Annotated in this window: 13 protein-coding genes; 9 read left to right on the plus strand and 4 right to left on the minus strand. The window is 57.3% G+C overall.

Features of this window, described 5'->3' with window-relative positions:
• Window positions 1–16 precede the first annotated feature (16 nt).
• From sucC to ACYZT2_RS09880, 5 genes are all read left to right on the plus strand, one after another.
• Window positions 17–1,183 (plus strand): ADP-forming succinate--CoA ligase subunit beta, encoded by a 1,167-nt coding sequence (gene sucC, locus ACYZT2_RS09860; RefSeq protein ID WP_007898980.1) that lies wholly within the window; start codon window positions 17–19, stop codon window positions 1,181–1,183.
• Entirely contained in the window at window positions 1,183–2,064 is an 882-nt protein-coding gene (gene sucD, locus ACYZT2_RS09865; RefSeq protein ID WP_007898976.1) for a succinate--CoA ligase subunit alpha, read from the plus strand. The genes sucC and sucD overlap by 1 nt, the downstream gene beginning before the upstream one ends.
• 405 nt (window positions 2,065–2,469) lie before the next feature.
• Window positions 2,470–3,783 carry a branched-chain amino acid transport system II carrier protein gene (gene brnQ / locus ACYZT2_RS09870; protein ID WP_461971701.1) on the plus strand — a complete coding sequence of 438 codons (1,314 nt, stop codon included), beginning with the start codon at window positions 2,470–2,472 and terminating at the stop codon, window positions 3,781–3,783.
• Window positions 3,784–4,048: 265 nt separating this feature from the next.
• A complete protein-coding gene (locus tag ACYZT2_RS09875; protein WP_253548913.1) occupies window positions 4,049–4,786 on the plus strand; it encodes a DUF599 domain-containing protein in 738 nt (245 codons plus the stop codon).
• The gene (locus ACYZT2_RS09880; RefSeq protein ID WP_461971703.1) at window positions 4,786–5,187 is read left to right on the plus strand and encodes an MAPEG family protein; all 402 of its coding nucleotides are present in this window, start codon (window positions 4,786–4,788) and stop codon (window positions 5,185–5,187) included. Before ACYZT2_RS09875 ends, ACYZT2_RS09880 begins: the two co-directional genes overlap by 1 nt.
• A gap of 78 nt (window positions 5,188–5,265) precedes the next feature.
• On the opposite strand, the gene ACYZT2_RS09885 is transcribed toward ACYZT2_RS09880, so the two are convergent.
• A complete protein-coding gene (locus tag ACYZT2_RS09885) occupies window positions 5,266–5,511 on the minus strand; it encodes a hypothetical protein (protein WP_461971705.1) in 246 nt (81 codons plus the stop codon).
• Between the two features lie 156 nt (window positions 5,512–5,667).
• Here ACYZT2_RS09885 and ACYZT2_RS09890 point away from each other — a divergent pair, with 156 nt between their 5' ends.
• From ACYZT2_RS09890 to htpG, 3 genes are all read left to right on the plus strand, one after another.
• Window positions 5,668–6,144, plus strand: a complete 477-nt coding sequence (locus tag ACYZT2_RS09890) for a PaaI family thioesterase (protein WP_007898969.1) — start codon at window positions 5,668–5,670, stop codon at window positions 6,142–6,144.
• Window positions 6,141–6,593: a PaaI family thioesterase gene (locus ACYZT2_RS09895; protein ID WP_461971708.1), complete on the plus strand. Its 453-nt coding sequence runs from the start codon at window positions 6,141–6,143 to the stop codon at window positions 6,591–6,593. The genes ACYZT2_RS09890 and ACYZT2_RS09895 overlap by 4 nt, the downstream gene beginning before the upstream one ends.
• 80 nt (window positions 6,594–6,673) lie before the next feature.
• The gene (gene htpG, locus ACYZT2_RS09900; RefSeq protein WP_461971710.1) at window positions 6,674–8,593 is read left to right on the plus strand and encodes a molecular chaperone HtpG; all 1,920 of its coding nucleotides are present in this window, start codon (window positions 6,674–6,676) and stop codon (window positions 8,591–8,593) included.
• A 285-nt stretch (window positions 8,594–8,878) separates the two neighbouring features.
• Here the strand turns inward: htpG and ACYZT2_RS09905 are convergent, their stop codons facing one another.
• Complete coding sequence (locus ACYZT2_RS09905) at window positions 8,879–9,751, minus strand: pirin family protein (RefSeq protein WP_461971712.1); 873 nt, start codon at window positions 9,749–9,751, stop codon at window positions 8,879–8,881.
• Window positions 9,752–9,812: 61 nt separating this feature from the next.
• Window positions 9,813–10,229 (minus strand): OsmC family protein, encoded by a 417-nt coding sequence (locus tag ACYZT2_RS09910; RefSeq protein WP_461971714.1) that lies wholly within the window; start codon window positions 10,227–10,229, stop codon window positions 9,813–9,815.
• A gap of 283 nt (window positions 10,230–10,512) precedes the next feature.
• Between ACYZT2_RS09910 and ACYZT2_RS09915 the strand changes: the two genes are divergently transcribed.
• A complete protein-coding gene (locus tag ACYZT2_RS09915; protein ID WP_461971716.1) occupies window positions 10,513–10,977 on the plus strand; it encodes a DUF3859 domain-containing protein in 465 nt (154 codons plus the stop codon).
• A 69-nt stretch (window positions 10,978–11,046) separates the two neighbouring features.
• Here the strand turns inward: ACYZT2_RS09915 and ACYZT2_RS09920 are convergent, their stop codons facing one another.
• Window positions 11,047–11,760 (minus strand): DUF3108 domain-containing protein, encoded by a 714-nt coding sequence (locus ACYZT2_RS09920; protein ID WP_461971718.1) that lies wholly within the window; start codon window positions 11,758–11,760, stop codon window positions 11,047–11,049.
• Between the last annotated feature and the right edge of the window lie 8 nt (window positions 11,761–11,768).

Below are 11,768 nucleotides of genomic sequence, written 5' to 3' on the forward strand. Positions count from 1 at the left end.
GAAGACGGTAATAAGCATGAATCTTCACGAGTATCAGGGTAAGCAGCTGTTCGCTGAATACGGCCTGCCAGTTTCGACCGGTTACGCAGTAGACACCCCGGAAGCAGCAGCAGAAGCTTGCGACAAAATCGGCGGCACCGAGTGGGTTGTCAAAGCCCAGGTCCACGCTGGTGGTCGCGGTAAAGCGGGCGGCGTAAAGCTGGTTCGCAGCAAAGAAGACGCCAAAGCATTCGCTCAACAGTGGTTGGGCAAGCGTCTGGTGACTTACCAGACTGATGCCAATGGCCAGCCAGTCACCAAGATCCTGGTTGAGTCGTGCACTGATATCGCTAAAGAACTGTACCTGGGCGCTGTCGTTGACCGTTCGAGCCGTCGCATCGTGTTCATGGCTTCCACCGAAGGTGGCGTGGACATCGAGAAAATCGCTCACGACACCCCTGAGAAAATCCTCAAGGCCACTATCGATCCACTGGTTGGCGCTCAGCCATTCCAGGGTCGCGAGCTGGCATTCCAGCTGGGTCTGGAAGGCAAGCAGGTTGCTCAGTTCGCCAAGATCTTCGTAGGTCTGGCCAAGCTGTTCAAGGATCACGACCTGGCTCTGCTGGAAGTGAACCCGCTGGTGATCAAGGCTGACGGCGATCTGCATTGCCTCGATGCCAAGATCAACATCGACGCCAACGCCATGTACCGTCAGCCTAAGCTGAAGACTTTCCACGATCCGTCGCAAGACGATCCGCGCGAAGCGCACGCTGCCAAGTTCGAACTGAACTACGTAGCACTGGAAGGCAACATCGGTTGCATGGTCAACGGTGCTGGCCTGGCCATGGGTACCATGGACATCGTCAACCTGCATGGCGGCAAACCAGCCAACTTCCTCGACGTGGGCGGCGGTGCTACCAAAGAACGCGTAACCGAAGCGTTCAAGATCATCCTGTCCGACACTAACGTCGCTGCAGTATTGGTCAACATCTTCGGCGGCATCGTTCGTTGCGACATGATTGCCGAAGGCATCATCGGCGCTGTGAAAGAAGTCGGCGTGAAAATCCCGGTTGTTGTTCGCCTTGAAGGCAACAACGCTGAGCTGGGCGCTAAAGTACTGGCAGAAAGCGGTTTGAACATCATCGCTGCTACCAGCCTGACCGACGCTGCTCAACAAGTTGTCAAAGCTGCGGAGGGCAAATAATGAGCGTCCTGATCAATAAAGACACCAAAGTTATCTGCCAGGGCATTACCGGTTCGCAAGGTAGTTTCCACACCCAGCAAGCCATCGAATACGGCACCAAGATGGTCGGTGGCGTAACGCCTGGCAAAGGCGGCACCGAGCACCTGGGTCTGCCAGTGTTCAACACCGTGAAAGACGCTGTAGCTGCCACTGGCGCCACCGCCAGCGTGATCTACGTTCCAGCTCCTTTCTGCAAGGACTCCATCCTGGAAGCAGCCTTCGGCGGCATCAAGCTGATCGTTTGCATCACTGAAGGCATTCCTACCCTGGACATGCTGGATGCCAAGGTCAAGTGCGACGAGTTGGGCGTAGTCCTGATCGGTCCTAACTGCCCAGGCGTGATCACTCCAGGCGAATGCAAGATCGGCATCATGCCAGGTCACATTCACTTGCCAGGCAAGGTCGGTATCGTTTCCCGTTCCGGCACCCTGACCTACGAAGCTGTGAAGCAGACTACTGACGCCGGTTTCGGTCAGTCGACTTGCGTCGGCATCGGTGGTGACCCGATCCCGGGTTCGAACTTCATCGACATCCTGAAGCTGTTCCAGGAAGACCCGAAGACCGAAGCGATCGTAATGATCGGTGAGATCGGCGGTTCGGCTGAAGAAGAAGCGGCTGCCTACATCAAGGCAAACGTGACCAAGCCGGTTGTTTCCTACATCGCTGGTGTGACTGCCCCTGCGGGCAAGCGCATGGGCCATGCTGGCGCAATCATCTCTGGCGGCAAAGGCACTGCAGACGAGAAGTTTGCTGCCCTGGAAGACGCAGGCGTTAAAACCGTGCGTTCGCTGGCAGACATCGGCAAGGCTTTGTCCGAGCTGACCGGTTGGGCGATCAAGTAAGCCTCGCGCTTAGCTGACGCTTCACCAGACAAAGGCCACCTTCGGGTGGCCTTTGTCGTTTCCGGGGTTTGTGTGTCGGCAGTGAAGGCCTCATCGCGAGCAGGCTCGCTCCCACATTTAGAACGCGGTCAAATGTGGGAGCGAGCCTGCTCGCGATGGCGGAGTTGCAGCCGCCCACCATTTACATGCAAAAACGCGACATTGAAATGTCGCGTATCGGATACTTCGCCCCGTAACAGTGCGTTTGTCGTGCAAATTCGTTAGGCTAGCAGCCATTTTTGCGTCCGCGGCCCACAAGGCAGCGACGCGCTAAACGGGTTAGTCCTATACGGGCCGACAGCATTTCCCTCACCCATAAGGGAAATCCCTCTCTAAATTCCGATTCAGTAGTGTGGTATTTCCTTAATGAAAGTATTGAAAGGCCAGGACATCCTGGCACTGGGTTTTATGACGTTTGCCCTGTTCGTCGGGGCTGGCAACATCATCTTCCCGCCTATCGTCGGTTTGCAGTCCGGGCCTAATGTCTGGATGGCGGCGCTGGGTTTTCTGATCACCGCAGTTGGTTTGCCGGTGATCACCGTTGTCGCCTTGGCCAAGGTCGGTGGTGCAATGGATGCCTTGAGCAGCCCGATCGGTAAAATCGCCGGTGGCCTGCTGGCAGCCGCGTGCTACCTCGCTGTCGGCCCGTTGTTCGCGACGCCGCGCACCGCGACCGTGTCGTTCGAAGTGGGCTTGGCGCCGCTGACCGGCGAGAGCCCGCTGGCGCTGTTTCTTTATAGCTCGGTGTACTTCCTGCTGGTGTTCTTCATCTCGCTCTATCCGGGCCGTCTGCTAGACACCGTAGGACGTTTCCTTGCACCCATGAAGATCATCGCCCTGGCCGCTCTCGGGATTGCCGCGTTCGCGTTGCCAGCCGGTGATATCGGCGTGGCCACCCCTGAATATGTCGCGGCACCGTTCTCCCAAGGTTTTATTAATGGTTACCTGACCATGGATACCTTGGGCGCGCTGGTATTCGGCATTGTCATCGTCAATGCCATTCGATCCCGTGGCGTGGAATCGCCAGCGTTGATCACCCGTTACGCGATCATTGCCGGGCTGATTGCCGGCGTGGGTCTGGCGCTGGTTTACGTCAGTCTGTTCCGTCTCGGTTCGGGCAGCCATGAAGTAGCCGCCGGTGCTGCCAACGGCGCGGCGGTATTGCACGCCTACGTGCAGCATACGTTCGGTTCCCTGGGCAGCGGTTTCCTTGCGGTGCTGATCTCCCTGGCCTGCCTGGTGACAGCGGTCGGTCTGACCTGCGCCTGTGCCGAATACTTCAGCCGTGTACTGCCACTGTCCTACAAGACGCTAGTGATTATCCTGGCTGCGTTCTCCCTGCTGGTGTCCAACTTGGGCCTTACCAAGCTGATTGCGTTCTCGATCCCGGTGCTGACCGCCATCTACCCGCCGTGCATCGCCCTGGTAGCCCTGAGCTTCTGCAAGGACTTCTGGCATGAGCAGGGCCGTATCGTCGGTCCGGTGATGCTGGTGTCGTTCATCTTCGGTCTGATCGATGCCCTCAAGGGGGCTGGTCTGGCCGACTGGATGCCGACTCAACTGACTCATCTTCCGCTGAGCGAGCAGGGCCTGGCGTGGCTGGTGCCGGCGGTCATGACCCTGGTGGTTGCGGTGGTCTGCGATCGTCTGCTGGGCAAGCGCGAAGAAGCGCTGGCTTAAGCTGCTTCTGGCCCGCCACAAGCAGGTCTTGAGCTGCAAATGGAAATGCCCCGTATCAATCGATACGGGGCATTTTTTATGGGCGGGATGCGGTGTCTTTTTCCTTGCGCTAACGTCGAAGCATTGCAAATTTCCAATGTGGGAGCGAGCCTGCTCGCGATGGCGATTTTACTTCGACAGAGATGTTGACTGATCTACCGCTATCGCGAGCAGGCTCGCTCCCACAAGGTTTCGAGTATTTCGCCCTTACATCACAAGGACCTGCATGTCGTTCATCCACGCCAATCTGATCCACATCCTCGCCGCGCTCTGGTTTGTCGTCTGCTGGGGTGGTTACACCCGTTACGCCTCATGGAAGGCCCGCGACACCGCGTGCCTGGCCAGCGTGTTGCACCTGTATCGCGAAGACTGGATGCGCCGCATGCTATTGCGCGACAACCGCATTGCCGATGCCAGTGTGATCGGTAACCTGGAGCGCAACGCCTCGTTTTTCGCTTCCAGCACGTTGATTATCCTGGCCGGTATTCTCACGGTATTGGGTGCGTCCGACAGAGCCGTGTCGTTGCTGGCGGATATCCCAATGGTGCAACAGGCTTCCCAGGGGATGTCGGAGATCAAGTTGTTGTGCCTGGCGCTGGTGTTTGTCTATGCGTTCTTTACGTTCAGCTGGTGCATGCGTCAGTACAACTTTGCGGCGATTCTGGTCGGCTCAGCGCCGATGGTCGGCGAGCGTCATGTGTCTGAGCAAGAGCGCAAAGCCTTCGCTTCCCGAGCCGCCCGTGTCATCTCCATGGCGGCCAACCAGTTCAACTTCGGTCTGCGCTCCTATTACTTTGGCATGACCATGCTGGCGTGGTTCGTCAGCCCCTGGTTGTTCATGTTGATGAGTGCCGGCGTCGTGCTGGTGTTGTATCGCCGAGAATTTCACTCCGACGTTCTCGATGTAATGGTGTATACCCCTACAGAGGCGCCATTGCCTGAAGCAAACAAGGAGGCTGCTTGATGAGTATTCCGTTCTGGTGTGTGTTTATCAGCGCATTGTTGATTTACGTGGCAAAGATTCCCTTGGCCAAGGCCATGAACGAGCAGGGTGGCTACAACAATCACCTGCCGCGCCAGCAGCAGGCGCAACTTACCGGCTTCGGTGCCCGTGCATTGGCGGCCCACCAGAATAGTTTCGAGGCGTTCTTATTGTTCGCGGTAGGGGTGTTGATGGCGCACACCACGCAGACGGCAGGATGGCTGATCGATACGCTGGCAATCATCTTTGTGGTCGCGCGCATCATTTACTTGCTGTGTTATTGGGCAGATCTGGCCTGGCAGCGCAGTCTGGTATGGCTTGTGGGTTTAGTGTGTTCGTTGTTGCTGATGATTAGTCCGACTTTTAGGACGATTTTGGTCTGATGCCGCATTGAAAAACAAAAGCTGCAGATAAAAGAAAACCCGCACTTGGCGGGTTTTCTTTTATCACTAAAAACGTTTTTAGTTTTTAGGTGCTTCTGGTGCGGCTTCTTTTGCCGCTGCTGCGTTCGATTCGGCCTGAGCTTTGGCAGCTTCGGCGTTTTCTTTTGCAGCCTCGTTCACTTTATCCTGAGCTTCGCCCATTTTCTCCTGAGCTTGCTCGGCATGTTTGGTGGCATCTTGAGCTTTGTCCTCGGATTTTTTATCGCAAGCAGCGAGACCGAGGGAAGCGGTCAACATCAAGGCAATAGCTAAAGTCTTACGCATGGGGTGTTTCTCCTTATGGAAAATATCTACTGGCCTTTCGAGCACGGCGATCAGGGTTAAGTTCCTCAATTCGCACAGATATATAAGTTTGTTTTGCAGCGGAACTTTTGCGCTCTTGCCTGCTACTTTTCCCGGACACTAAGAAGAGTTAATCCAATGGCCGAAAACCCCGTTTTTGAGCGTGCGACGCGATTCCTGTCGGCATTGCGGCACTGTCAGGTACTCGGTATGCGCGTTCACAGCGCCAGCAGCGAAGGGCTGACGGTGATTCTGCCGTACAGCCCGCAGATCGTCGGCAATCCGCAAACCGGGGTGATTCATGGCGGTGCGCTGACCTCGCTGATGGACACCGCCTGCGGCATGGCCACCCTCTGCGTGCTGCCTGAGTTCGAAGTCTGCCCGACGCTCGACTTGCGCATCGACTACATGCACGCCGCCGAGCCGCACAAGGACGTGTACGGCTTCGCCCAATGCTACCGAGTGACCACCGACGTGATCTTCGCGCGCGGTTTTGCCTACCAGGACGACCCCGAACAGCCCATCGCCCACGTGGTGGGCACGTTCATGCGCATGGGCAAGGGCATTAAAGGCACTAAAGGTTTTGGCGGCGCCATTGCCGGAGGTGCGAAATGACTGACACGTTCAAGGAACAACTTCAACAGGCTCATGCGCAGGGGGACTACGCCTCGCTGCTGCAGCTGATTCCCTACGCCAGGTTGATCGGCGTCGAATGTTCACGGGTGGGGGATGAGCTGCTGTTTCGTCTGCCGGCCAACAAGGACAACATTGGTAATCCTTTATTGCCGGCGATTCATGGTGGGGTGATTGCCGGGTTCATGGAACTTTCGGCGGCACTGCACCTGCTGATTTTCACCGGTTCGCCGGGCGTGCCGAAGATTATCGACTTTTCCCTCGACTACCTGCGCGCGGGGCAGTTTCGCGATACCTGGGCCAGATGCCAGGTGTGCCGACAGGGGCGCGGGGTAGCAAACGTGGCGATTACTGCCTGGCAAAGCACCGAAGCCGAGCCCATTGCCACGGCCCGGGCTCATTTCAAAATCGAGGAGCCCTTGAAATCCTGATCTCAGCCCCCAACTCTGAGGACAACCCGCCGTCGACCTCAAGGTCGCGGCTTATGCCATCTGATTGGAGTTTGATGACCATGAGTGTGGAAACTCAAAAGGAAACCCTGGGCTTCCAGACCGAGGTGAAGCAACTGCTGCACCTCATGATCCATTCGCTGTATTCCAACAAGGAAATTTTCCTTCGCGAATTGATCTCGAACGCCTCTGACGCTGTCGACAAGTTACGCTTTGAAGCGCTCTCCAAGCCTGAATTGCTGGAAGGCGGCGCTGAACTGAAAATCCGTGTGAGCTTCGACAAAGACGCTAAAACCGTCACCCTCGAAGACAACGGCATCGGCATGAGCCGTGACGACGCGGTGACCCATCTGGGTACCATCGCCAAGTCCGGCACTGCCGATTTCATGAAACACCTGTCTGGCGATCAGAAAAAAGACTCGCACCTGATCGGTCAATTCGGTGTCGGCTTCTATTCGGCCTTCATCGTTGCCGACAAAGTCGACGTCTTCAGCCGCCGTGCTGGCCTGGCTGGCAGCGAAGGCGTGCACTGGTCGTCCAAAGGTGAAGGCGAATTCGAAATTTCCACTGTCGAGAAAGCCGACCGTGGTACTCGCATCGTTCTGCACCTGAAGTCCGCTGAAGACGAATTCGCCGATGGCTGGCGTCTGCGCAACATCATCAAGAAGTACTCTGACCACATCGCTTTGCCGATCGAGTTGCCGAAAGAAGTGGCGGCCGTTGAAGGCGAAGCTCTTGATGGAGAGGCGGGGCCTGCCGTTGAATGGGAAACCGTCAACCGCGCCAGCGCCCTGTGGACTCGCCCTCGCACTGAAGTAAAGGACGAGGAATACCAGGAGTTCTACAAACACGTCGCTCACGATTTCGAAAACCCGCTGAGCTGGAGCCACAACAAGGTCGAAGGCAAGCTCGAGTACACCTCGCTGCTGTATGTGCCGACCCGTGCTCCGTTCGACCTGTACCAGCGTGAAGCGCCGAAAGGCCTGAAGCTGTACGTGCAGCGTGTGTTCGTCATGGATCAGGCCGAGTCGTTCCTGCCGCTGTACCTGCGCTTCATCAAAGGCGTGGTCGACTCCAACGACCTTTCGCTGAACGTGTCGCGGGAAATCCTGCAGAAAGACCCGATCATCGATTCCATGAAGTCGGCGCTGACCAAGCGCGTTCTGGACATGCTGGAAAAACTGGCGAAGAACGAGCCTGAGCAATACAAAGGCTTCTGGAAGAACTTCGGTCAGGTCATGAAAGAAGGCCCGGCAGAAGACTTCGCCAACAAAGAGAAAATTGCTGGCCTGCTGCGTTTCGCCTCCACTCAGGGCGACGACGGCGAGCAGGTTGTAGGTCTGGCCGACTACCTGGCCCGCGCCAAGGAAGGTCAGGACAAGATCTACTACCTGACCGGCGAAACCTATGCGCAAGTCAAAAACAGCCCGCACCTGGAAGTCTTCCGCAAGAAAGGCATCGAAGTGCTCTTGCTGACCGGCCGCATCGACGAGTGGCTGATGAGCTACCTCAACGACTTCGACGGCAAGAGCTTTGTCGACGTGGCACGCGGTGACCTGGACCTCGGCAACCTGGATTCGGAAGAAGACAAGAAAGCCGCGGAAGAAGTCGCCAAGTCCAAAGAAGGTCTGGTTGAGCGTCTCAAGACCGCTTTGGGCGACTCCGTTGCCGAAGTACGCGTTTCCCACCGTCTGACTGATTCCCCGGCGATTCTGGCCATCGGCGAGCAGGACCTGGGCCTGCAAATGCGTCAGATCCTGGAAGCCAGTGGTCAGAAGGTTCCGGATTCGAAGCCGATCTTCGAATTCAACCCGGCTCACCCGCTGATCGAGAAACTCGACAACGAACAGAGCGACGAGCGCTTCGGCGACCTGTCGCACATTCTGTTCGATCAGGCGGCCCTGGCGGCCGGCGACAGCTTGAAAGACCCGGCCGCTTATGTGCGCCGCCTGAACAAGCTGTTGGTTGAACTGTCGGTTTAACCGCGTTGGAAAAAAAACCCGCTTCGGCGGGTTTTTTCATTCTGGGGCTTTTTTACTGGGAGTTAGTCATGAGCCAAATTATGGTTCGTTGCGTCGCCATCGATGCATAACGTGCTGGATGAAGTGTTCAAGGGCTGATAGCTGTTTTTTGTCCCGGCACTTTCGGTGTTAGTGCGGGCCAAATCGCGAGCAGGCTCGCTCCCACATTAGATCTCCAGTGCACACATAATTTGTGCATGAGTGCGATCCATTGTGGGAGCGAGCCTGCTCGCGATGGCGGTGTTACTAACGCCGAAGATCCGAAGGCAGTTCGATCCGCTCGCTTTCCCCCGGCACTGTCGGCCAATCCCCGGCCGCCCAGCGCCGACGTGCTTCATCGATCAATGCCGGATCGCTGGCCACGAAATTCCAGTTGATCCGTCGCGGCCCATCCAGGGGCGCGCCGCCAAACAGCACCGCATGACAGTCGCTCTCGGCGAACAGTGTCATCTCTTCCCCGACCGGCAACACCACCAGCGAGTGAGGTTCAATCAGCTCGCCATCCAGTTGCGCTTCACCGCTTAGCACGTACAGTGCCCGTTCTTCATGCTCGGTTGGGATCAGCAATGTGGTCGCCGTTTGCAGGTTCAATTCGGCGTACAGCGTAGGAGAAAGCACCGGGACCGGCGATTCGAGGCAAAAGCCTGACCCGGCAATCATCCGTATCTTCACGCCAAGGTTATCGCTGACTGGCAGCGTGGCAGCCGGATGGTGGCTGTAATGTCCCGGGCCGTGACGATCCTTGGGCGAAGCCAGCCAGATCTGTAAGCCGTGCATCGTAAAGCCGCTGGCTTTCAATGATTCGGGCGTGCGTTCGACGTGGGCGATTGCGCTACCCGCCGTCATCCAGCTGACATCGCCGGAATTCACCACCTGATCGGAACCGAGGCTGTCCTTGTGCTGGATTTGCCCTTCGAACAGGTAGGTGAGGGTGGACAGGCCGATGTGCGGATGCTGACGGATGTTCATGCCTTTGCCCGCCGGATAATGAGTTTCGAGCATGTGGTCGAAAAACACGAAAGGCCCGACGTTGCGGCATTTGGCTGACGGCAACGGGCGAAGAATCGGCTGGCCTTCGACATCTTCGGCGCGAGGGCGGATCACGAGCGGAGTGTTCATGGTGCATTCCAGGCTGAGCGGGTGACGCAGGGAGCATAACCCGCTTGCGCAGCCCTTGCCGCTATTGGCTGAACGCACCTTCGGACAGATGGGTTTCGATGCTGATGTCGGAAGTGGTCATCAGCTTGTGTACCGGGCAGCGGTCGGCCACGCGGTGCAGCTCGTCTCGCTGGGCGTCGGTGAGCACACCCTTGAGCGTGAGCTCGACGTGCAGGGCGTATTTGCCTTTCTGCTCTTCACTGTTGTCGCGCGTGACCTCAACCTCGACGCCCGTCAGCGGGATGTCCTTTTTCTGGGCATACATTTTCAGTGTCAGGGCCTTGCAGGCGCCGAGGGCAGCGTCGAAGTAGTCGTGTGGTTCAGGCGCGGTGCCTTCGCCGCCCGAGGTTTTCGGCACATCGGCAAAGAGTTCGTGGTCATCGATCTGGACGCTGTGACGAAAACCTTCGGCGCAGATGGTATTGACGGTAACAGTCATGGGAAACCTCGCGGGCAGTGGAAAAGTCATTCGATCAAAAAAGACCGTGAAGTTATAGAGCATTCCTTCAAACTCGCGTTCCACTTTCTTGGCGGGGGATTTGACCTTTCCCCAACCTGCGAGGCTTGCCCGCGAAGAATGCACCGCGGTTTTTCAGGTATTACGCGTCATCGTTCTTCGCGGGCAAGCCTCGCTCCTACAGGATTGCGCTGAGTTCAGAGTTGTCATCGTCCTGTCACCCCGGCGTCATACCCTCGCGCTCATCTTAATCAAGGAGCGCACCATGCACCTCACCCATTTAGCTGCCCTGGCCACAATGATGTTTGTCAGTGGTCTGGCCAGCGCCGAAGTCCGCGTCGAAGGCCCGGTGGAATACGGCGTGTTCGCTGGCCCGAAAGCCGAACTGCAATCGGGCGAGCGAGTTTTGCGTCGCAGCAATGAACAGATCCAGCAGACCGAAATCGTCCCCGCCAAACTCGGCACCAAGTTCGGTATGCGTTACCAGTTGGCCGGCAAGGTCGCCGAAGACCAGCCGCTGACTTTGCTCTATTTCACGCCGGGCATCCGTACTCCGGATGGCGTGCGTCACGACAAACTGGAAGTCACTCAAAAACTGGTTCCCGGTGCTCCGCAGGACCTGATGGCGTACGAGTTCACCGAAAGCCATGAAGTCGTTCCCGGTGAATGGCGTTTCATGGTGTTCCAGGGCGACCGTCTGCTGGCCCAGCAACGCTTTACCGTGCGCTGATCGCTCTCGCCCAGCCAAATGCCAGACAAAAAAAGCCCCGCATTTGCGGGGCTTTCATGTCGTTGCGGATCAGCTGCCTTTGACCGGCTTGCCGTTGACCGTACCATCGAGAAGCATGATGTTGTACTCCTTGCCGTCGGTTTCGACCTGTTGCAGACGGACCAGCAAATAATCCCAGTCCTTGGCGAACCACAGCACGGTGATGCGCTTGCTTTGTGTCGGATCGCGCACGCGCTCGACCTTGATCGCATCGATCTGGCCAGCCTTGGTGTCGACTTTCTCCGAGCCCAGCACGCGGAAGTCATAGGTATCGACTTCGCCGTCATCGACGACCTGATAACTCATGCTTTTCTTGCCAGCGGCCACGTCATGCTGCAGCGCCAGTTGATAGGTGGACTTGTCGACCATGCCGCGGTTGAGTGGAAGCTTGACGGCGTCACCGCGATCGGTGCCGGTGACCATTTTGGTGGTCCAGTCGAAGTCCAGATCGGCCTTCTTGGCTTTGCCCAGGCCACCACGTTCGAAGTGGTAGGACTGTGGCAGCAGCGTGTCCTTGTCCAGGGTCAGGGTGCTTTCTTCGGTCAGGCTGGCGATCATCATCGACGCCTTGAAGCTGAGTTTCCAGACGCCGTTGGCTCCCTTGGTCAGGCTGCGTTCGGCGGTGCCGCTCATGGGCAACTGCTTCCAGTCGGCGGTGTAGCTGGCGGAGAAGGGTTGAAGGTCTGCGGCCTGCGCAAACGGCAGGGCGAGCAGAGCGCAAGCGAAGAGCAGGGCGCGACGCATAAAATCTC

The sequence above is a fragment of the Pseudomonas sp. MDT1-85 genome (assembly GCF_054898065.1).